The sequence below is a fragment of the Bartonella sp. AA168HLJHH genome (assembly GCF_042197365.1).
Classification (GTDB): Bacteria; Pseudomonadota; Alphaproteobacteria; order Rhizobiales; family Rhizobiaceae; genus Bartonella.
The window spans coordinates 20,042-42,623 of sequence record NZ_JBHIRS010000001.1 but is presented as its reverse complement, the minus strand read 5'-3'; the positions used below and the strand labels follow the sequence as shown (position 1 = coordinate 42,623).

The 22,582-nt window shown below is 36.6% G+C and carries 20 protein-coding genes and 1 other RNA gene; 2 read left to right on the top strand and 19 right to left on the bottom strand.

Features of this window, described 5'->3' with window-relative positions; all coding sequences use genetic code 11:
- Positions 1 to 116: 116 nt before the first annotated feature.
- The 18 genes from ACFINM_RS00185 to ACFINM_RS00100 form a co-directional block, all read right to left on the bottom strand.
- The gene (locus tag ACFINM_RS00185; RefSeq protein WP_375611812.1) at positions 117 to 818 is read right to left on the bottom strand and encodes a tRNA (guanine(46)-N(7))-methyltransferase TrmB; all 702 of its coding nucleotides are present in this window, start codon (positions 816 to 818) and stop codon (positions 117 to 119) included.
- On the bottom strand, positions 815 to 2,083 hold the full coding sequence (gene metK, locus ACFINM_RS00180) for a methionine adenosyltransferase (protein WP_375613312.1): 1,269 nt from the start codon (positions 2,081 to 2,083) through the stop codon (positions 815 to 817). The genes ACFINM_RS00185 and metK overlap by 4 nt, the downstream gene beginning before the upstream one ends.
- 130 nt (positions 2,084 to 2,213) lie before the next feature.
- The gene (locus ACFINM_RS00175) at positions 2,214 to 2,627 is read right to left on the bottom strand and encodes a helix-turn-helix domain-containing protein (RefSeq protein WP_375611810.1); all 414 of its coding nucleotides are present in this window, start codon (positions 2,625 to 2,627) and stop codon (positions 2,214 to 2,216) included.
- A 148-nt stretch (positions 2,628 to 2,775) separates the two neighbouring features.
- Complete coding sequence (gene lnt, locus ACFINM_RS00170) at positions 2,776 to 4,410, bottom strand: apolipoprotein N-acyltransferase (RefSeq protein ID WP_375639477.1); 1,635 nt, start codon at positions 4,408 to 4,410, stop codon at positions 2,776 to 2,778.
- Positions 4,373 to 5,398 (bottom strand): hemolysin family protein, encoded by a 1,026-nt coding sequence (locus tag ACFINM_RS00165; RefSeq protein WP_375613314.1) that lies wholly within the window; start codon positions 5,396 to 5,398, stop codon positions 4,373 to 4,375. Before ACFINM_RS00165 ends, lnt begins: the two co-directional genes overlap by 38 nt.
- Positions 5,399 to 5,507: 109 nt before the next feature.
- The gene (ybeY, locus tag ACFINM_RS00160) at positions 5,508 to 5,975 is read right to left on the bottom strand and encodes an rRNA maturation RNase YbeY (RefSeq protein WP_375611807.1); all 468 of its coding nucleotides are present in this window, start codon (positions 5,973 to 5,975) and stop codon (positions 5,508 to 5,510) included.
- Positions 5,972 to 7,096, bottom strand: a complete 1,125-nt coding sequence (locus ACFINM_RS00155; RefSeq protein ID WP_375639981.1) for a PhoH family protein — start codon at positions 7,094 to 7,096, stop codon at positions 5,972 to 5,974. The genes ybeY and ACFINM_RS00155 overlap by 4 nt, the downstream gene beginning before the upstream one ends.
- A gap of 159 nt (positions 7,097 to 7,255) precedes the next feature.
- Entirely contained in the window at positions 7,256 to 8,632 is a 1,377-nt protein-coding gene (miaB, locus tag ACFINM_RS00150) for a tRNA (N6-isopentenyl adenosine(37)-C2)-methylthiotransferase MiaB (RefSeq protein ID WP_375621198.1), read from the bottom strand.
- Between the two features lie 31 nt (positions 8,633 to 8,663).
- Positions 8,664 to 9,155 (bottom strand): ribosomal protein S18-alanine N-acetyltransferase, encoded by a 492-nt coding sequence (gene rimI, locus ACFINM_RS00145; protein ID WP_375611805.1) that lies wholly within the window; start codon positions 9,153 to 9,155, stop codon positions 8,664 to 8,666.
- Positions 9,155 to 9,841, bottom strand: coding sequence for a tRNA (adenosine(37)-N6)-threonylcarbamoyltransferase complex dimerization subunit type 1 TsaB (gene tsaB, locus ACFINM_RS00140; protein WP_375621199.1), 687 nt, complete (start codon positions 9,839 to 9,841; stop codon positions 9,155 to 9,157). Before tsaB ends, rimI begins: the two co-directional genes overlap by 1 nt.
- Before the next feature lie 735 nt (positions 9,842 to 10,576).
- Positions 10,577 to 11,605, bottom strand: coding sequence for a YeiH family protein (locus ACFINM_RS00135; RefSeq protein ID WP_375621200.1), 1,029 nt, complete (start codon positions 11,603 to 11,605; stop codon positions 10,577 to 10,579).
- Between the two features lie 69 nt (positions 11,606 to 11,674).
- Entirely contained in the window at positions 11,675 to 12,280 is a 606-nt protein-coding gene (gene recR, locus ACFINM_RS00130) for a recombination mediator RecR (protein ID WP_375639473.1), read from the bottom strand.
- A gap of 30 nt (positions 12,281 to 12,310) precedes the next feature.
- A complete protein-coding gene (locus ACFINM_RS00125) occupies positions 12,311 to 12,634 on the bottom strand; it encodes a YbaB/EbfC family nucleoid-associated protein (protein ID WP_375621202.1) in 324 nt (107 codons plus the stop codon).
- A gap of 14 nt (positions 12,635 to 12,648) precedes the next feature.
- Positions 12,649 to 14,589 (bottom strand): DNA polymerase III subunit gamma/tau, encoded by a 1,941-nt coding sequence (locus ACFINM_RS00120; protein ID WP_375639468.1) that lies wholly within the window; start codon positions 14,587 to 14,589, stop codon positions 12,649 to 12,651.
- Between the two features lie 223 nt (positions 14,590 to 14,812).
- Positions 14,813 to 14,910, bottom strand: an RNA gene (gene ffs, locus ACFINM_RS00115) — signal recognition particle sRNA small type.
- 1,585 nt (positions 14,911 to 16,495) lie between these two features.
- On the bottom strand, positions 16,496 to 16,903 hold the full coding sequence (locus tag ACFINM_RS00110) for a hypothetical protein (protein ID WP_375610537.1): 408 nt from the start codon (positions 16,901 to 16,903) through the stop codon (positions 16,496 to 16,498).
- Between the two features lie 537 nt (positions 16,904 to 17,440).
- Positions 17,441 to 18,304, bottom strand: a complete 864-nt coding sequence (locus ACFINM_RS00105; RefSeq protein ID WP_273790573.1) for a prephenate dehydratase — start codon at positions 18,302 to 18,304, stop codon at positions 17,441 to 17,443.
- Positions 18,301 to 19,032, bottom strand: a complete 732-nt coding sequence (locus ACFINM_RS00100; protein ID WP_375611799.1) for a 3-deoxy-manno-octulosonate cytidylyltransferase — start codon at positions 19,030 to 19,032, stop codon at positions 18,301 to 18,303. The genes ACFINM_RS00105 and ACFINM_RS00100 overlap by 4 nt, the downstream gene beginning before the upstream one ends.
- Positions 19,033 to 19,157: 125 nt before the next feature.
- Between ACFINM_RS00100 and ACFINM_RS00095 the strand changes: the two genes are divergently transcribed.
- Positions 19,158 to 19,721 carry a c-type cytochrome gene (locus ACFINM_RS00095; RefSeq protein WP_375611798.1) on the top strand — a complete coding sequence of 188 codons (564 nt, stop codon included), beginning with the start codon at positions 19,158 to 19,160 and terminating at the stop codon, positions 19,719 to 19,721.
- Between the two features lie 924 nt (positions 19,722 to 20,645).
- Here the strand turns inward: ACFINM_RS00095 and ACFINM_RS00090 are convergent.
- The gene (locus tag ACFINM_RS00090) at positions 20,646 to 21,440 is read right to left on the bottom strand and encodes a molybdopterin-synthase adenylyltransferase MoeB (RefSeq protein WP_375639463.1); all 795 of its coding nucleotides are present in this window, start codon (positions 21,438 to 21,440) and stop codon (positions 20,646 to 20,648) included.
- A gap of 87 nt (positions 21,441 to 21,527) precedes the next feature.
- On the opposite strand from ACFINM_RS00090, the gene gshB reads away from it, so the two are divergent.
- Complete coding sequence (gshB, locus tag ACFINM_RS00085; RefSeq protein ID WP_375639459.1) at positions 21,528 to 22,475, top strand: glutathione synthase; 948 nt, start codon at positions 21,528 to 21,530, stop codon at positions 22,473 to 22,475.
- The last annotated feature ends 107 nt before the right edge of the window (positions 22,476 to 22,582 follow it).

The window sequence follows — 22,582 nt, the reverse complement described above, 5'->3', positions numbered from 1 at the left end:
TATTAAAAAAGAGCGGGTCCAACGGCCCACTCTTCATCATAAGACCAAGAATTTAACTATTGATACTCTTAAATTCAAAATTTTTCAAGTTGTTTATGAGAAAAGCGCTTGATCATTTATTTCTTGATAAAGGTAAGATAGGCAGGCGTTCGTCCTTCGCGTAAAGCTTTTGCTTCATAGCGGGTTCCGCTCCATAGTGGATAAGGGAGTTTCCAGTCTTGAGGGCTTTCTGCTTTCCATTCAAAGTGATCATGTTGTGCACAATGGTACAAAGTCCAGTTTACATAACTGTCTATATCGCTAGCAAAGCGCAAAAATTTCCCTATTTTAAGAACACGAGCAAAACGGTTAAGATTTTTTATGTTGATGAAGCGTCGTTTCCAGTGTTTCTTTTTCGGCCAAGGATCAGGATAGAAGAGGTCTATTCCATCAAGCGAGTTATCAGGGAGCCAATCAAGAAGGCGTGTAGCATCATCATTATAGAGGCGAAGACGATTTTGATGGTTTTGATGCTGTTCAAGAGACGATAATATTTTTGCCATGCCATTGATAAAGGGCTCGACGCCGATAAAACCGGTTTTTGGAAAATATTCCATTTCATGAAGTAAATGTTCACCTCCACCAAAACCGATTTCAAGTCGAATTTCTCTTACTTTGCTTGAAAATAAGGATGTAAGGTTTAAGGGAGGAGGGACATTTAAATCAATATTCAAACTGGGGAGAAGCATTTGTATACGTGTAAGCTGACTGTCTCGAAGTTGTTTTCCTTGTCGGCGTCCAAAAAATGCTTCACTCTTACGTATATTATGTTTAATCATGGGATTTGGATCATTGTTTGAAGCGTTTTCACGAGATCAGTTTTTTCCCATGAAAACGAACCATCGTGTTTTGGTTTACGACCAAAGTGACCATAGGCAGCTGTTTTCGCATAAATAGGTTTATTGAGGTCAAGATGTTTTCGAATGCCGGTAGGTGAAAGGTCCATTATTTTGCGGATGGCTTCTTCAATAACCTTTTCATCGACTTTTCCTGTTCCATGAAGATTAAGATAAATAGATAAAGGTTGTGCAATACCAATTGCATAGGAGAGTTGAATGGTGCATCTCTCTGCTAAATGAGCAGCAACAATATTCTTAGCCAGATAGCGTGCCGCATAGGCAGCAGAACGATCAACTTTTGTTGTATCTTTTCCTGAAAAAGCACCGCCTCCATGGGGTGCTGCACCTCCGTAAGTATCCACAATAATTTTGCGTCCCGTTAATCCGGCATCGCTTTGAGGGCCTCCAATGACAAATTTTCCTGTTGGGTTAATATACCAACTACATTGAGCTGCAATGGGAATGTCATGTAAAGCTTGGCGAATGTAAGGTTCAACCACTGTACGTACTTTATTGGAATCCCAGCTTTCATCAAGGTGCTGCGTTGAAAGAACAATGGATGTGACCTCTATCGGTTTTCCATTTTTATAACGTATGGTTATTTGGCTTTTAGCATCTGGTCCTAATTTTCCAGTTTCTCCCTCTCCTTTATGACGAGCTGCGGCAAGAAGTTTGAGAATTTTATGCGCATAATAAATTGGCGCAGGCATGAGATCAGGTGTTTCACGGCAAGCATATCCAAACATGATACCTTGATCACCCGCTCCTTCTTCACCATGCCGATCCGTAGCATTATCAACCCCTCTTGCTATATCAGCTGATTGTGGGCGCAAAAGAACATCAATTTTAACAGTTTTCCAATGGAAGCCTGCTTGTTCATAGCCAATGGTACGAATAGCACGGCGCGCTGCTGTACGAAAACGTGTAGGATTAATGAGTGGAAAGCTAGTTTCATCATAGATGAATTCTTTATTTTTATCTTTTTTTAATAGCGTATCGGGAACACGTACTTCACCAGCGATAACAACACGGTTGACACTGACGAGAGTTTCACAGGCAACGCGTACTAACCATGGATCAGTACCAGTCTTTTCAGCTTCTTTATAGATCATATCAACGATTTCATCGGAAATACGATCACAAATTTTATCAGGATGTCCTTCCGATACCGATTCGCTCGTAAAAAGATAATCTTGATGCGGCATAGGAACTCCTTCAAAAAAGAAAACCAACGATTTAATCAATTGCTTACTAAAGTCGTCACCATTTGCTAATTCTACAGCAAATAGTCAATGCAAATGTATATGAATAAAAGAGAAAAGATATAATTTTAATTTATAACTTATTTGTCAAATCTTCCTCAGAAAGTGCTTTTGCCAAGTCAATAATTTTTCGACGCACTTTAGCATCAGATATATTTGTAAAAGCGCGCATGAGCTGAATCCCTTCGCTGCTAGAACAAAAGTCTATAAAATTGTGTTCACTTTCAGCAAACCCCTCTACTTGTTGGGAGGTAATACCTTTATCAAAAAAGTAAGAAACAGGAACATCCATAATTTCCGCTATCGCTTGAAGACGGCTGGCACCAATACGGTTTGTTCCTTTTTCATATTTTTGGATTTGCTGAAAAGTAATTCCTAATTTTTCACCTAGTTTCTCTTGAGTGAGTCCTAAAATATTACGACGTAAACGGATACGAGTTCCAACATAGATATCTATAGGGTCAGGTTTTTTTCTAGTTTCGGTCATAATGCAACTCTTTATTTCCAGCATTTTTCTTCTAAACCAACATCATATTTATGCGCAGTTGATTTATCATATAATTAAAACAATATGTAATATTTTTTCCCAATATCACTGGTACACACAACACAATACCGTACAAAGGGCACTTGAATCATTTAAGCTGTTTTGTAAAACCAAAACCAATACGACACAATAGCATAAGGATGAATAAGATAAAAGTAGAGAAAGTTCTGTATTCATTGCTTCCTATAGGGGTAATGGATGATGGAACTTGTGAATCAATAATGCCTACAGCATTTTGTCGAAGAGCTACAACGATTCGTCCATAAGAATCAATAACAGCTGATATGCCATTATTGGCGGCCCGTATGAGGGGGATTCCCAGTTCAACGGCACGAAGCTGTGCTTGTTGAAGATGTTGATAGGGTCCAGGTGTTACACCAAACCATGCATCATTTGTAATATTAATAATTGCTTGAGGTGGGGAGCCTTTAAAAGTCATTTCATGGGGAAATATTGCTTCATAACAAATTAAGGGTAGATAAGAAAATCCGTTTGGCATTGTAACAATTTTGCGCACACTTGCAGCACTATATCCACCAATATTATCAGCAAGGGTACGCAATCCAATTTTTTTCAATAAATTCTGATAAGGAAGATACTCACCAAAAGGAACCAAATGAAGTTTATCGGAAGTATTTAAAATATTACCTTGAGCATTAATGACTGCAATTGTATTAAAATATTGTGTTTGGGAATGAGGTAGATCATTGCTGGCGCGTATTGCTCCAACAATAGCCCATTGTTTAGGTTTTAAAAGAGAGGCAATGCGCATTGTGATAGATGAGTTATCATAGAGAAGGTAAGGAACGGAAGCTTCAGGCCATACGATAAAATCGGGTTCTGAATTTTGATCGGTTGTTGGCGTTGCACTTAGCTTCATATGCGCTTCCAACATAGATTCTCGTGTATTATCACGCAATTTTATATTTTGTTGGATGGACGGTTGAACAATGCGCACCCAATAAGCACTTTTTTGATCTTCAGTTGTGTTTTCTATAGTATGAAGACGATAAAACCCAAAACCACAGTGAATGAATATAAGTGATAAACAAAGAGAAAGTGCCACTTTCTTTTTTTCATCCGTTAATAAAACAGTTGGCAAACTGTAGGCTAAGACAGCAAGAATATTCATTCCGTAAAGTCCTACGATTGCATCAGATTGCATGAACATTGGGGTTGGCATGGCTGTATAGCCAAGAGAATTCCATGGAAATCCTGTGAATAAAAACGCACGCAACCACTCGGATAATCCTAATGCAAAGGCTAAAACAAAAAAGCGTGCTATTCCTTTTGTCCATAATAAACCGACAATGAAACCAGAAAAAAACCAATAAAGAGAAAGGTAGAGTGGAGGGAATAAAATGGCTAATGGGACTGCCCAACCAAAAGAATCTGGATCTGTTAACAAAGCATTGCATAGCCACCAAAGGCCGCAAATAAAATAACTAAAACCAAAGGTTCCACAGCTTAAAGCGTAAGTAAAAAAATGTTTTTTATTGTTTTTGGTGGCCCGTATTGAGTCAAGTAAAACAATAAAGAGAGGGAAAGTTAAAAAGCAAAGAGGTGTTAAATAAAAGGGTGGAAGTGCAAAAGAAGTAAGAGCACCACACAGAAATATCCATGCTTGGCGCTTCCAGCCTGTAACAGAGAACAAAAAAACGATGAAATTGTTTAAAAATGCTGGACTATTCTTTAGGGATGGCATTGTTCTCAAGATTCTCATTTTTGGGAATGCGAAAAATGCGCAATCGTTTAATCCGGCGTTTATCAGCTTCTAAAATACGAAATCTATAGCCAGGTACAGCTTCGACAATTTCACCTTTAGCAGGAATGCGATCAAGAATGGAGACGATCAAACCACCAATAGTATCAACTTCATCACCATATTCCCCTACGATAAAATCAGGACCAAGAGCTTTCTCCACATCTTCTAGTTCAGTTCTTGCATCAACGAGCCATTTATTATTTGGTTCACGTACGATAGCATTGTCGACATTATCATGTTCATCTTCGATATCCCCAACGACTAACTCAACAATATCTTCCATTGAAACGAGACCATCTGTTCCTCCATGTTCATCAATAACTAAAGCCATTTGAGTTCGTGTAGTTTGCATCCGTGTTAATAATTTGCTTGCAAGCATAGAACTGGGAACAAAGAGAACTGTTCGGATCAAATCCAATTCACCAATTGGAGTATGCAAGTCTGTATGGTTTAATTGAAGCAAATCGGATTTTTGTTCGGTTTTTGTTGGGTTGATAATAAAGCGAGTGATGTAGTTAAGAATATCGCGGATATGGATCATGCCGCGCGGATCATCTAAAGTTTCAGCATAAACGGGGATACGAGAATGACCAATTTTTGCAAAACATTTAAGAGTTTCTCCAAGAGAGGTGTTTATTTCTAATGCTTCGATTTCAGAACGAGGTATCATAACATCATCCACGCGTGCTTCACGTAAGCGTAAAATGTTATGCAGCATAGTACGTTCTTCAGGTGAGAAGAGGGCGGTATCTTTTTCATTGTTAGTCGTGAGTGCAACGGTAAGATCATCGCGCAGTGACGTAGATGCACAATTACGACCCCGTAAGAATGAAAATAAATGATTCATCAGGGAATATTTCTCTGTATGATTCGTCTGTTGAGAGGGGTCTTTTTCATTATTAGAAGATGCTTGACTATTATTTTGTGCATTTATTTTGTTTGCCATGGTTTTGAAATCTTTTAGACTTTCTTTTTTATAATAGATAAATAAGAGGCTTTAAATGGTATGCTGGTAATATTGATTTTAAAAGTTAAATTTTATCATTGATAGACAATTATGCGTAAGGATCTTTTATGGAAAGCTTTTGAAGAATTTCTCTTTCGAGCTTTTCCATTTTATATGCTTCATCATCAGTTTCATGGTCATAACCAAGCAGATGCAAGATACCATGAACAATCATATGTGTTAAATGGTCTTGAAATGTTTTTCCTTCTTTCTCTGCTTCGAAAACAACAGTTTCTCGGGCAATAATAATATCACCGAGTATGGGACCAGGTCGATTTCCAGCTTTAAGTGGAAAAGCAGGAAAGGATAATACATTAGTAGATTTGTTTTTGTTGCGCCATTGTGCATTGATTTGTGCCATATGTTCATCATCCGTAAAAAGCAGGCTAATCTCGCTTACAACATTTGCCAATGAAACATGATGCATAGTTGCCATTAATGCTTTTTCAGTGATATTATAAAGCATTTTCTCATCATTCCACCCTGCGCTTTTAATCATTATATCAATAATAATCATGATGAATCAAATTCATTTTTTAATGCATCGCATGCGAATGATTTTTTTTTATTTTGTATTTCGGAATCACGATCATAAGCACGAACGATAGCAGCAACAAGTGGGTGGCGTACAACATCTTTTTCATCAAAATGCACAATTGCAATATTTTCTACATTTGAAAGAATGCGAATTGCTTCAATGAGACCTGATTTTTGCCCTGTAGGCAAATCAATTTGGCTCACGTCACCGGTAACGATCATACGCGTTCCTTCTCCAAGACGTGTGAGGAACATCTTCATTTGCATGGGCGTAGTATTTTGTGCCTCATCAAGAATAACAGCAGCATGGGCAAGTGTTCGTCCGCGCATAAAGGCGAGAGGAGCAATTTCTATGACACCAGAGGCTAAAATGCGTTCTATTTTTTCAGCGGGCATCATATCATAAAGAGCATCATAAAGTGGTCGTAAATATGGGTCGACTTTTTCTTTGAGATCACCGGGAAGAAAACCAAGATGTTCTCCAGCTTCAACAGCCGGACGTGAGAGAATAATTCGCTCAATGATACCACGTTCTAGAAGCATTGCAGCATGAGCAACAGCAAGATATGTTTTTCCTGTTCCTGCTGGTCCTACACCAAACACAAGTTCAGTATGCTCCATAGCACTTATGTAAGCGTCTTGTGTTGGAGTTCTTGCATGAATTATTTTTTTATGGGTACTCAACCGAGCTGGTATACGTTTCGTTGCAGATTTGTGTGTTATTGTGTCTTCTTTCTGCTTCTTTGGTATATTTGCCATAGCAATCGCTCCTTTTATATCTGATAAAGTGAGCTCTTGATGTGTTTTGGCACGTTCATAAAGCTGCTGCAATACATATTGCGCACGTTTTATAACAGAAACATTTCCACGGATTAAGACTTCATTACCACGCGGATGAATACTAAGTTCGAGTTTTTTTTCGATATAAGCGAGATTTTCGTCAAATTTACCAAAAACTGCTTTTGCATATTTATTATTTTCGAAAATCAAAACAACTTGGCTCACATCTGAAGCGCTTGTTTGTTTCAAGGTATCAGCCTTTTCAAGGGACGTATTTACTTTTTCTTTAATACGCTTTATTTTTTCGGTTGAAGCTTTCAGCCTATTCTCCATATCTACATAAATATTGCACATTTTGTTAAGTAAACTTTATAAAAGACAATTTTTACAAAAAGTGCACGCTTTAGATGTAATCATTTGCTTTTAAAATAAAAGAGTTTTCCAAAATATTTATTTTTGAACAAGGTATTAGAGGCATGTTTATCTATTTGTCACTTCACCAACAAAACTGTTTGAGCTTGCATTTTTAATATGAATTTCTATCACGCTACCTGTAGAGGCTTCTGTATCGACAACAACAGGTAAAAGCCAAGGGGAACGCCCTACCATTTGCCCTGAGTGACGTCCAGGTTTTTCGATGAGAACGTTCGTTTTTTGATCAATTTTAGAACGCAAAAACGCATTTTGTTGCTCAAGGAGAAGGGCTTGTAAATGTTGAAGTCGGGCATCTTTTACAGATTCATCAACATGATTTTTCATTGTGGCTCCCACTGTTCCAGGACGGGGGGAATATTTAAAAGAATAAGCTGAACTGTACTGTACTTGTTGAATAAGTTTAATGGTTTCTTCAAAGTCTTCATCTGTTTCTCCTGGAAACCCTACAATAAAATCGCCTGAAAAGGCAATATCTGGCCGTACGGTTCGAATTTTTTCGATAAGATGAAGATAATGAGAGCTTTTGTGTTGTCTGTTCATGGCTTTTAAGATGCGATCTGAACCTGATTGAACAGGAAGATGGAGGTAAGGCATTAACATATCAAGATCTCGATGCGCGGCAATAAGGCTATCATCCATATCACGTGGGTGGCTGGTTGTGTAACGCAAACGCTTTAAACCATCGAGTTTTGCGAGATGATAAAGAAGATCACCAAGACGCCAAGTTTTGCCATCAGCACTTTGTCCATGCCAACCATTGACATTTTGTCCAAGCAGCGTAATTTCTTTGACACCCGCTTCGATGAGTTGAAGGGCTTCCTCGGTAATTTGCTCGACAGACCGTGATATTTCAGCACCGCGTGTGTAAGGAACAACACAAAAAGTGCAAAATTTATCGCAACCTTCCTGTACTGTTAAAAATGCGCTAACACCTCGTTTTCTTACTGCATGTTTATTATGGGGCGGCAAATGAGCAAATTTATCTTCAACAGCATAGTCTGTTTCGATAATTTTTTTCCCTTGTTTGGCTTTTTCTAACAATTCTGGCAAGCGATGATACATTTGCGGACCAATAACAAGATCCACTGTTGGAGCACGGCGCAAGATTTCACTTCCCTCAGCTTGTGCAACACAACCTGTTACACCAACCATCAGGGGTTTATCAGGTGTGCGCTCTTGACGCATAACGCGCAAACGACCAAGATCAGAATAAAGTTTTTCTGCTGCTTTTTCACGAATATGACAGGTATTAACAAGAATAAGATCGGCATCATTGGGAATTTGTGTTGTCACATAGCCTTGCGAACTGAGGCTATCAGTCATCCGTTGGCTATCATAAACGTTCATTTGACATCCATAGGTTTTGATAAAAACCTTTTTAGGAGCAACAGGAGGCGTATTTTTAGGATTTACTTTATTCATAGCGCATGTGTAAATGTTTTTTACACAAATCTCAATCTATTTGCTTAAAAGTTTTTTGCATGATAATTGCATCACCACGACCATTTTTTGACGCGTAGTAGGCAAGACGTTCAGAAATTTTTTGAAATTCAAAGCGTTGATAAAGGTTCAAAGCAGAAAGATTTGTGGCTTCTACTTCCAAGAATAATTTTATGGCGCCCTTGTCGTGAAGATGGTGAACTGTACGATCGATAAGAAAGGTACCAATTCCTTTTTGACGATAATGAGGATGAACAGCAATTGTGATGATTTCTGCTTCATCAAGGATGAGACGGCATAGGCAAAAGCCTAAAATTTGATCAGAGTGATCAATGAGAAAAGCTTTGTATCCGAAGATAGAGTGATCTGTTAAGAAATTATCAAAAGCTTGTTTTTCCCAAGAAGGGGTAAAACAATGCTGATGAATTTGATGAAGAGAAGCACTATCATTAACTTGTAGCGGAGCAATTCCAAAATTCTTTTTTGTCAATGAAAATTTGGGCATTATTTTTTTTGTGGTAAAGCAAAATTGGTTTGTTGTTTTGCATCAGCGCTGCGTAGATAGAGTGGGCGAGGTGAATTTTTTGATTGTTTGTTTGCAGCAAGATAAGCATAGTTTACAATATCGGCCGCTTCGCAGGGGATTTTTTCTAGGACAATTTTTTCGTATATTTTATGGTTTTTAATATGCTCCACAACGACATCAGCAGCTGGGCCAGTCAGTCGGGTTTTTTTGGGCAAATCTTCGAGGATATTTTCAATTGTTTTTAATCCCGGCTCTCCCAAAGGTGTGAGATCATTATGAAAATTTTGATGGTAGAACATCCCTCTCCCTGCTTCAATGACAACAGTAATTGCCGATGCTGTACTTTTATTGTTTATGACTTGTGCTGCTAACGCTTCAAGAGCACTCACTCCAACAGCAGGTATTTCAAGTGCTAATGCCAAAGCGCGCGCTGTTGCAACACCGACACGTACACCAGTAAATGATCCAGGTCCAATATTGACAGCAATACGCTCAACTTGATCAAGCGTCATATTGGCTTGTTTCATTATTTGTGTAATCTGCCCAATAAGTTTTTCAGCATGTCCTTTGTTCATGCGCTCATTGATACGCGCAATAACAGATTTATGACGAATAAGCGCAACAGCACAATAAATTGAAGCAGTATCTATAGCAAGGATAAGCATAAAAATATTTTAGTTGAATAAAACGATAAATAAAAGTCCTGCTGTATTTTTAATCTTTTCATTATCGTATATTTCATTTGTAAGAAAGTTACTAGTGCCAATAAGCAACAATATCTTTTTATGGGATAGAACGAGATGTTGATTTAATCCTTATTTTTATCACTTTTTGAATGAGTATCTTGAGTATTGTAAGATTCTCTTATTTTAAATCTACTTATGGTGAAACAATTAAAGTTATTAGCTTGTATATTACAAGCGGAGTTAGCGTATGAATCAAAACTGTTGAAGAAAAGAATAAAAACTCCTTTCACGAATCGTTTAAATGTAAGGATTGTCACAACTTTTAAGCTATCAAATAGTACGATGATGCCACTTGTATTACATAGTAAGTAAAAGTAATTTAAAAGAGGAAAAGTTATGACCCCACATTTTTTCCAAATAAGAATATATTTTATCCGTCTTTATATAAAAACCTCAGCGTAATGAGAGCAGATGAAAGAAATGGCATTGTTTTGCATGAGTTACGTATTTCGATACTACCCCGTTGCAAATCATTATGGACTGAAAAGCAAATTTAACAGTTTTCACTTAAATATCAGCTCTTTCAATTTTTTGTATAGAATAATGAGCAGTATTTTAGAATTTTTTCTGGTTTATGAAAGAACTGATTTTAATAATAAGGAGGACTTTGGGTTGATTGCATACTACGTTGAAAAAATAATAATCAATGTACATTTAAAATGTTATATGATTTAAATCATTCAATTGTATCATGATAAGGCTACAAATACCGAGAATAATTATGGAGCAGGTTGAAGCCAAAATGACGCGCCATCCTGCTTTTTTTAGTGATCGGATATCAACACCTAATCCTAGTGCAGCCATTGAGATAACAGTAAACAATTGGGCAATAAATTTGATGGGATTGATAGCCTTTTCAGGGATAAGACCACTTGAGCGAACAAGCATCATGATAATAAAGCCAATGATAAACCATGGGACGAGGGTATGTAAACGCAAGCGTGTTTGTGCTGATCGGCGATAAATGATTGATAGAGTAAAAATAACAGGGCCTAACATGAGAACCCGTACTAATTTGACAATTGTTGCAATTTGAACACTTAGAAAAGAGACAGATGCTGTTGCTGCTAAAACCTGTGGTACAGCATACACAACCATGCCAGCAAGCACACCATATTGGCTAAATGACAAATTCAGAGATGGATGTAAAAAGGGTAAAAATAAAATAATAAGAATTCCTAAAAGAGCAGTGAAGGCAATTGACGCGGCTACATCGTCATGTTTTGCTTTTATGACAGGTGCAACGGCAACAATAGCTGAATTGCCACAAATAGCATTCCCACAAGCGACCAGCATTGCCAAATGTGTAGAAAGCCCGAAAAGTCGGCCGATGGCAAAGCTCAGGATAATCGTTACGAATATCACGAATATGATACTAGCAAGCAAATTCCAGCCAGCTGAAAGGACTGCGTTAATGCTAATGCTTGCTCCTAGAAGAACGATAGCAATTTCGAGAAGTGTTTTTGCACAAAAGGTGATACCTTTTTGAAAATATGTTGGCAAAGGAAAACAACTACGGATAATCGATCCTAAAAGAATTGCCAAAACAAGGCTTTCAAGCCATGCTTGTCCAAAAAGCTGTTTTTCTACGACTTCTAAGCCATAAGCTAAGGCTGATATGAGTAAACATACTAGAATACCAGGACCAAAGTCGTTTAAAAGTGAGAGTTTTTTCTTTATCACTTGGATATTTTCCCCATAAAAAGAAATGATAGTAAATAAAACGAGATAACAAGTAAGAGAAAGAAATTTTTAAAGATTTGTTCTTGCTTGTACAGCTGCTGCTAAAGTTCCGTCATCAAGATAATCAAGCTCGCCTCCTACAGGGACACCATGAGCAAGTCGCGTAATTTTAACTGGAAAATTAGAAAGCTGATCAGTGATATAGTGAGCAGTTGTTTGACCTTCGACAGTCGCATTTACAGCAAGAATAATCTCCGTAATAGGGTTTTGTACAACACGCTGTATTAAGGTGGCAATGTTGAGTTCGTCAGGACCTATTCCATCTAAGGGGGAGAGTCGTCCACCCAACACATGGTAACGTGCGGCTAAAGTTTTTGCGCGTTCAAGAGCCCACAGATCAGCAATATCCTCAACAACGATGATTGTTGTATCATCGCGGCGCAAATCTGTACAAATTGAACAAGGATCAATGGTATCGACATTTCCACAAACAGAACAAATGCCGACTTTTTCTATAGCTAATTGTATAGCTGCTCCTAAAGGTTCTAGCAATGTCTCTTTTTTTTTGATAAGATGAAGCGCAGCACGACGCGCTGAACGTGGACCAAGACCTGGTAACCGTGATAAAATCTGAATGAGACGTTCAATCTCAGGTCCTGCAATGTATTTAGACATATTTTTGTCCCACGGGAAAAATCCGTTTCATTAAAATGGAAGCTTGAAACCTGATGGGAGTGGTAGCCCTGCCGTCATACTTTTGGTTTTTTCTTCTATTGCGACTTCGATTTTTGTTCTTGCTTCATTATAAGCTGCCATAATGAGATCTTCAAGAATTTCAGCTTCCTCAGGTTTGAGTAATGAAGGATCAATTTGAATTGCTGTTATAATATTTTTGCCATTTAAAGTGATATGGACGAGACCACCCCCTGCAGTGCCCACAGCTTGCAGATTAGCTATTTCTTCTTGAATCTTCTGCATTTTTTCTTGCATTTCTTTGGCTTTTTTCATCATGCTCATCATTTCACGCATAGGAATAGGTATCCTTATTCATCATTGATATCATTTTTATTTTTAAAAATATCAGCATTTTTAAAGGTATTGGGGAGTAAATCAAGATCATTTTCTTCTTTATTAAGTCGAATATCGACAATTTTTGCTTCTGGGAAATGATTGAGGATTTTCGCGATATCAGGATCTGTTTCTGCATTGGAAAAAAGAGTCTTTTGAATCGCTATACTTTCCTCCTGTAAGGTTGGGCCACCTCCTTCATTAACAAAAGTTATTGTCCAGCGTTTTTCAGTCCATTGAGATATCTTTTTTTCTATATCATGAGCAAGAAATTGTGGGGTATTTTCAGAAAGTCTCAAGGTAATATGCCCAGCTTCAAAAGAAACAGGATGAACAAATTCTTTAACAAGGAGTTTGAAAGGAACGTCATTATGCTGTTCGGCTAATTGAACAATATCGTGCAAAGAATTAATCACGAGAGTTTTAGGTTCAGTAATCTTTTCTGTTTTTTGCGTGACAGAATGCGATAAATTTGCAATCTTTTCAGAAAGATCAGTAGATTGAGAAGTTTCTGGAATTTCTGTTACTTCTTGGGCGTTGATTTTGTCATGGTTTTGATTTTCAACTAAATTTTCTGGTTGTAAGGAATGATCTAATTGGTTTTTCAAAGATGTTTTTAAATCTGATTGATCGGCTAATGTATTTGAAACGCTCGAGGAAGCATGGGCTCCGACCATTGTTTCTTTTGTTATATTATTTGCATTTGTAGATTCTTGATGAGAAGAGTTTTTAACCAGTGTGTGAGGCGTTTTTTCTTGCGTAAGCTTTTTTAAAGCCTCATCAAGAGTTGGTAAGTCAGCCGTGTGAGCAAGACGAATTAAAAGCATTTCAGCGGCTTGAAGAGGACGTGCAGTTTGATTAACTTCCTGTAAACCTTTGAGTAACATTTGCCAGTTTCGGGATAAAACAGGAACGGAAAGTTTTTTTGAAAAGTCTAAACTTCTTAAACGTTGTTCTTCAGTCAGAGAAAAATCTTCCACTATTTCTGGTGTAAAACGTAAACGTGTGACCAGATGATTAAAATCGGCTAGTTCTGTCAATATAGTAAGAGGATCAGCACCTGCTTCATACTGACGGCGTAATTCATGTAACGCATTGACAACATCGCCCCTCATGATAAATTCAAAAAGATCAATAATACGTGCTTGATCCGCTAATCCTAACATTGTACGCACCGCAATAGCATTAACATTGCCATTGCTATGGGCGATTGCTTGATCAAAAATGGATAATGCATCACGTGCAGATCCTTCTGCAGCACGGGCAATCATAGAGAGTGCTTGATCTTCTACTTCTACCTTTTCATATTTCGCAATTTGACGCAAATGTGCACTCAAAGCTTTTGAGTCAATACGTCGTAAATCAAAACGTTGGCAACGCGAAAGAATTGTAATAGGAACTTTGCGAATTTCTGTTGTGGCAAAAATAAATTTCACATGGGAAGGTGGTTCTTCAAGAGTTTTCAATAAACCATTAAAGGCTTGTGTTGAGAGCATATGTACTTCATCGATAATATAAACCTTATAGCGTGCAGAAACAGGACGATAGCGTATTTGTTCAATAATTTCACGAATATCATCAATGCCCGTATGAGAAGCGGCATCCATTTCTATAACATCAATATGGCGTCCTTCGATAATTTGTGTGCAATGTTCACCAAGAGAGTCCAATACAGTTGTTGGTTGGTCAATATCTTTTGTTTTATAATTAAGTGCACGTGCCAAAATACGTGCTGTTGTGGTTTTACCTACGCCACGAATCCCTGTTAACATCCACGCTTGTGCAATACGACCTTTTTCAAAGGCGTTGGTGAGAGTACGCACCATAGCTTCCTGACCAATGAGGTCAGAGAAGTTTTGGGGTCGATATTTACGAGCAAGAACACGATAGGCTGTTTCTACCGGTAAATTTTCCATGAGTATTTCCAACTTCGAAGTTCTTTATGCGTACATTTTGATAATACAAAAGCATAGATCAATACTGTAGTCTCATATAAAAGGATTTTTTCTTAATCAAATTATTTATGGGACAATTTGTTTAAAAATAACAAAACCCCTTTATTTACTGCATACAAATGCTGCTCTGAAGATTAAAAATACCTCGCTAAAAGACAGCATAAAAAATAATTTTTTCAGCAAAATAGGAGGTTGGAACGATGACCCGTACCAGAACTCGTTGGGGCTGCTTCTTTCCAGACCTGACCCAGTTGGCGAGTAGTTCGTCCACCACCAACCTCCCAAGCTCATATTGTCGATTTGGAATGAAAAATCAAGATCAGAAACGAAAAATATCCTAAGAACGACGAAGAATTTTCCTTTGCATTTAATTTATTGATATATAAACAACAAAGAGATTGTGGATTTATTAGTTTTTATAGCAGTAGCTCTGCATATTTATTTGGTATGAAAATATCTTTTCGCTTAAGATAGTCTGAATATATAATTATTCTCATTTGCTGAAACATGTAAGAGTTTTAGGATAGATACGTCTGTTCTAAAACTACGAAATTGGATCATCAAAAATTTACAACAGTTAAAGAAGCAAATAAAGTATATAGATCATGTAATTGGCTAACATGCGAAAGTTAGGGGGAAGAGTGCTATTTAAATAATTATAAAATATTGCTTTAATGATGTTGCTCCTCTATACAAAATAGAACATCCCAAACAGAATACATTTAATGTTGTACATTCACAGGTTTTTTAAAGAGTGATTGCTCAATACTCTTAACTATATTTCAAACGCCACTCATAAATAGTATACATGCTTCCCTTGAGTTATAAATCCATTGTGCACTATCCTCTTTATACTTAATACAAAGTATAAATTTTAGCCCTCATACTACTTAACAACTCCCAATGTTGCGATCCCTTGCACTTGAGAGGCTTTATAAGAAGCATTTTTATTCCTTTTTTAATCGTTTTTACTCACACATCACTCCCATTTGTAACTTTCAAGGAAATGATTTTAATTGATTCAATATGAGATTTAAGATGGGAGGATCTTACTTTATTTGTGGTTGTAATTCAGTATAAAAAATCGAACTCTTATAATGATAAGTCAATATATTAAATATCTTATAAGAGAACCACCTCATTTCTATAGTGAATGAGAATATCAAATATGTAATATTTTTTCTTTTAACGTATATAAATACTGAGTAGATGTTATCGCTCTTTTTTTGCGTGCTTGTTCTTTTAATTAAAAAACATTGATGTTTATCACAAGATGGATCAATATATGAATTTTCATTATTTGAGAAAAGGTTTCATATATTTTTAAGAGACTGTACTCATACAAGAGAAGATGCAACATTAAACGCTATAGAAATAAGGGGGTACTGATTTTATAAGCATAAAAATGGTTCTTATTCGATATAAGCGACATTTTATAGTTTCAGATAATTATATTCTTTAATAAGGAGGGAAAAGCGAGATAATTTTTATAAAAAGCTGAATGAGTATGACTTAAAGTGCAGTGAGGAATGCACTTGTAGAGCAAATTTTACTTTTCTGTTTATCTAAGTGATTTGGGTATGGTGTGCTTTATATTACTTGAAATAAAGCAGTTGCGAAGATAGGAGTTACATTCTTATTAAAAAAATAGTTCTGATAGTAGAAAATACAGAACAATTTAAGTTTAGTCTTTTAGTTTTCGCAAAAGTTCTTTAATATCTAACCTTATAAGCAGCTTAAGGTTTGTCATATTAGGATAAAATACCTCTTCAGCGATTAGTTTTAATAGCTCATTATGCCGTATTTTGAAAAAAACACCTGAAAAAAAGAATAACTCTACTCAAATTTAGATGTTATAGAAATATTGTTAATCATAACCTCCTGTGTCACAATCTGTTCCAACAACTTTTTTGTTCGTAATATTTTTAAAAATATAATGTCCTGACCAAGGAAAACTTATATGAAGAGATTTTATATTTTTTAGGGTAAAGATTTTCTTTTCTTTATCATGGGTTATTTTCTTTTCATCATCAACAAAAATTCTCAATTTGTTTAAATCAGAAGGGGCAGAGTATGATAAAGTAAAGGATACTTTCTTCGGTTTAAAGGTATTACAAGAGTATTCAACTCCTTGCTGGAATGTATAGGATGGTGTGATCACAACACTTTCATCCCGCGCAAAATTCCATTTTTTTTCACCAAAGCCAGCAAATGCAACACTAGAGTAGGCGAGAATATTTGCGGCTAATAATCCTCGCGTGAAGATTTTTTTCATTATCCTCTCCTTTTTTCTAAAGTGAGGTGAATCATAAATCAGTTTTTATAAAGATACAAGTTCAAACTTAACGCTAAAATCAGGGCTAAGTTGCATTTTCTAGTTTTAAACCATGTTTAGAATGATATTAATCTAAAAGATTCGAATGCTCTATTATGTATAATAATTTGAATTGTTTTGAGAGCTAATTTAGAAGTTCGTTATCTTTATTGGAATATTGTCAGAGGAAATGACTTTTCTCAAGAAGCTCTCTTTGAATATATAAAAGGAAATAGATGGTACAAGCGTTTTTATTTTTGGTTACTGTGTTTTTTTACACTGGTTTTTATACGAGTTGAATTGCGGTTTATCATGATATAATTTGTGAGAAAATATTATGAAAATAATTTATATATTCTATTACGAGCTGTTTTTTCTTCTTCAGTGTTTATGAAGGGTGTTGAGTAGAAAAAATGAGCCCTTTCAAGATGCGTTGCATTATGAAATTTTTACGATGCTTTTTGATATCAACAAAAAATGATAGCAGCTTAATTGCTTTTATATATACGATGTTCGATCGTTTTGTGCTGGATAAGTACCGATAATACGCAGTTCTGCAGAAAAGAAAGATAATTCTTCTAAGGCAAGTTTCATCATCGGGTCTTCAGGATGTCCTTCAATATCAACAAAGAACTGTGTTGCATTGAAATTTCCACCAATTTGATAGCTTTCTAATTTTGTCATATTGATACCATTCGTTGCAAATCCTCCCATAGCTTTATAGAGAGCAGCGGGGACATTGCGCACTCGAAAAAGAAGACTGGTGATGATTTTTTCGCCATTTTGAGGTTTGGGGACATGTCGTTTGGAGCGTGAAAGGATGACAAAACGGGTAATATTATGAGGGTTATCTTCAACATCTCTTTCAAGAATATCAAGTCCATAGAGTTCTGCTGCGATTAAAGGTGCTAAGGCAGCCTGTGAACGTTTAGCATTTTTTTTAATAAATTTTGCAGCTCCAGCGGTGTCAGCAGAAACAACAGGTTTCCAACCGTTGTTTCGTATGATTTTTCGGCATTGTGCAAGGGCATGCGTATGGCTGTGGACGGTTTTAATTTCGTCATGTGTAACGCCGGGCAAAACCATGAGTTGAAAATGGATAGGTAAAAAATATTCATCAATAATATAAAGAGATGACTGTGGTAAAAGATGATGAATGTCTGCAACGCGTCCCGCAAGGGTATTTTCAATAGGGATCATAGCAAGATCAGCTTTCCCGCTTTCCACTAAATTAAGGGCGTCTTCGAAAGTAGCAGAGGGAACAGCATCCATATTGGGGAACATATTGGAGCAAGCAATATGGGAATTAGCGCCGTATTCTCCTTGGAAAGAAATTTTATTGGTTTTTTTAAGTATTTTCATGCTAAAATCTCACAAACTCTATCGAGATCATGTTGTGTGTCTACACCTAAGGGAATTGTATCGACTATTTCCACATCAATACGCATATTGTTTTCTAATGCACGTAATTGTTCAAGTTTTTCACGTTTCTCAAGTGGTGAGGGTTTGAATGATACAAATTTCTCAAGTGCTTCGCGCCTATAGGCGTATATTCCAATATGGTGATAAAGAGGACCCTCTCCATAAGGTGCTTTGGCGCGCGTAAAATAAAGAGCACGAAGGCGATTTTGAGAAAGCGGTGTACCAATGATTTTGACAACATTGGGATCTCTTGTTTCATTTTCTTCAATGATTTTGGCACCCAAGGTTGCAATATCAGTAAAGCTATTTTCTAAAGGGCGTAGCGCACGAATGATTTCACGAGGCATGATTGTTGGTAAGTCACCTTGTATATTTAAAATGGCGTTGTAGCGTTGTTCAGGATCAATGCGCACTAAAGCTTCATAAATACGATCAGATCCAGACTTATGATCACCTCGTGTTATGATATATTCATGCCCATAATCTGCAACAGCTTTAGCGATATCATTATGATCTGTTGCAACGATTGTACGTCCTATTCCAGCTTTTTTGGCTTGTTCTGCGACATGAACAATCATCGGTTTTCCGCCAATTTCAGCGAGAGCTTTTTGAGGAAGACGGGTTGAGCCCATACGGGCAGGAATAAGAATAATTGTTTCAAGAGCCATTGTAAGATTCCCAATGTCATCTGTGATGCATTTATGATGTTGTGTGTTATAAAGAAGATGTTGTGTGTTATAAAGAAAAAGCTTAAACTAAAAATGGTAATAAAATCGTGAACATTTGAGTTTTTATGAATCGCTCGAGATTTATTTATTTTATTTGTGCTTGTTTATGTGTGCTGGTCGCTATTGTGGGGATTTTCACACTCAGCAATATAGTTTACGATCATCCTACATCAGTCCAATATCATCATACAGTTGCCAAGAATGATATATTTCAAGAAAAACAAAAAGCACCTGATGTTTCCCTATCACTAAATAGCCGCCTTCAACAAGGCAATTTTGAAAATGGCCGTAAAGTTTTTCGCCAATGTGCCATATGCCACACATCTGGACGCAATGAAGCAGGGCGTGTTGGTCCAGTTCTCTGGGAGATTGTTAACCGCCCTTTGGCATCAGCAGCAGGTTTTGCTTATTCACGGGCATTACGTGCTCATTCTGATCAAAAATGGGATTTTGTAACGTTAGATCGTTATTTACATTCTCCACGTGAAGCTTTTCCTGGGACCATTATGTCTTTTCGTGGAATTAAAAATGACCAAGATCGTGCCGATCTCTTGCTTTATTTACGCAGTTTATCCGATCATCCTGTTCCTTTACCAATGGATAATAATAAAGCGAACGAGCCAAATTAACTTATACCATAGATGTTAATTTTAGAAAGAAGTCTGATTTTTTTGTAATTTTAGTTTCACAGTTTTATAAAAAGAGCTCTTATTGATGTTTTGTTAGGGGGGAACGCCCCTCACGCAAAACAGAACATATTTAACATTGCATATTTACTCGCTTATTTTAAAGAGATCTTTTATAAAAATGCACTCTTTACGCTGTCGTCTGTGGATTGGTTTTCAAGATTTGTGTGCTTCACTTTTTCTACATATACTTGTCTGTGAAATTATTGCTGAAGGATTATCAATTTATGAGCCGCAGCTTTCTGCTTCTAAATGCAATAATTATATAATTAAAGCTCTCCATGAGGTTTATCTCAATCCTTCTATACACAAATCCCCATGTACTTTTACATCAATTCCCATGTATTTTTCTTATGAACAGAGACAATTGATTGTTCTTATACGTGCAATAATCCTAAGCTGCATTTTATGATGCTCGATGAATAGACGTTTTCTCTTGAGGTTAGAGATGTACTGACAGATCATTAACCTTTTATAGTATCGATCACTAAAATGTGACTTAGATTATTTATTTATAGGTTATGGTTTGAAGTAAGCACTTTCATGTGAAACAATTTTTATGTGTGAATATTAAAATAGTTGAATAGAGTTCTGCTGATTGTATTTTTATCTACGTCGAAAATTTTTTACACAAGAATATTGATAGCAGCTATGTTCCCACGAGTCTCTGTCCATTTATAGACGATGACATGAAATTATGCTGATAATCCATTATAGAGAATTATTTTTTCACAAAAGGTTTTCCATATTTGTGATAAATTTAATAGGTTTCATTGGTTACAATGTTTCGATGACTTGCGATAAAATTAATTAGTATTTCAATACATATTGCGAGAGTGCTAAAAATTAGTGGAAGAGAGGACATAATCATGATTCTCCAAGCTTCTTAATAACTATGGTATTTTCTTTATAATTTGAGCGTTTATAAGTAATAATATTAAATTGCGCTAATAATCCATTATAGAGAAGAATCTTTCCTACTAATGGCTCTCCGATGTTTGTGATCATTTTAATAACTTCCATTGCTTGTAGGGTTCCAATAACGCCAGGTAAAACACCGATGATTCCAGCTTCAGCGCATGTTGGAATAGTATCGGGAGCAGGAGGGGTGGGAAATAAATCGCGATAGTGAGGATTATTGTCTTTATACGGCATAAGGACGGTTAATGAGCCATTAAAACGTTCTACAGCACCACTTATTAAAGGTTTTTTACATTGGGCAGCGTGATCAGCGAGAAGATAGCGAGTGGTAAAATTATCACTTCCATCAACAATGATGTGGTAAGCATTGAGCAGTTTATCCACATTACTTTTATCTAAGCGTAGGGTGTGTTTTTCAACTACAACATGGGGATTTATTGCTTTTATAGTGGTTTCAGCACTGTCTGTTTTGCTTTTGTTGATTGCATTTGTTTTATGAATAACTTGGCGTTGTAAATTGGAAAGTGAAACGATGTCGTTATCGACAATTCCAAGAGTTCCAACACCTGCGGCAGCCAAATAGGTTAAGACAGGAGCACCAAGACCACCAGCGCCTACAACAAGAACGCGTGCTTTTTTTAGCTTTTGTTGCCCTGTACCACCAATTTCAGGCAAAATGATGTGGCGTGCATAGCGTTCGATTTCTTTGTTGTTTAATTTTATATCTGTTTCTTGTGTCATAAATTTTCTCTTGTCATAGTTCTTTTATTGTTTACTAAGTTTATGATGCATAGACCAGTCTGCTTTTAGGATAGAGAGGATTTATTTATGAAAATTGCCATTCAGATGGATCATATTTCAACAGTTCGGATTCAAGGAGATACGACATTTGCACTCGCTTTAGCAGCCCAAGAACGTGGACACTCTCTCTTCCATTATACACCAGATCGTTTATCTCTATACGATGGTTGTGTGATTGCACGACTAGAGCCATTGATTGTACATGATAAAGAGGGAAGCCACTATCGATTAGAAAAGCCTGCTCGTACGGAATTAACAGATATGGATGTGGTTCTTTTACGCCAAGATCCACCTTTTAATCTCAATTATATCACAACAACTCATTTGTTAGAGCGTATTCATCCTAAAACACTCGTTGTGAATGATCCGGCATGGGTACGCAACAGTCCAGAAAAAATTTTTGTTACTGAATTTTCTGATCTGATGCCAGAAACATTAATTACCAAAGATATTGAAGAAATAACAGCTTTTAGAGAGACATTTGGCGATATTATTGTTAAACCACTTTATGGAAATGGGGGTGCTGGTATTTTTTATTTAAAACAAGATGATCGCAATTTAGCATCATTGTTAGAAATGTTTGCAGAAATTTATCACGAACCTTTTATTGTTCAGCGCTATTTAGAGGCAGTACGAAAAGGAGATAAAAGGATTGTTTTGCTTGATGGTACACCTGTTGGAGCTATTAATCGAATTCCGACAGAAACAGATGTGCGCTCTAATATGCATGTTGGAGGTCGCGCGGAAAATGTGGAGTTAACAAAACGTGATTATGAAATTTGTGAACGCATTGGTCCAGCCTTAAAGGAACGCGGTCTTCTTTTTGTGGGGATTGATGTGATTGGAGATTATATAACAGAAATTAATGTGACGTCTCCTACGGGAATTCGTGAAATTAAACGCTTCTGCGGTACAGATGTTGCTCATTTGTTTTGGGATGTTATTGAGTTCAAGCGTTCAAATGAATTTATTTGACAGAGGACAAAAACATGGTTTTAAAAAAATGATCCATGTTGTTTTTTATATTTGTTATGTTGTAAATGTGAACTAGAATGACCGTATAATATAAGTTAAGAGGCTTT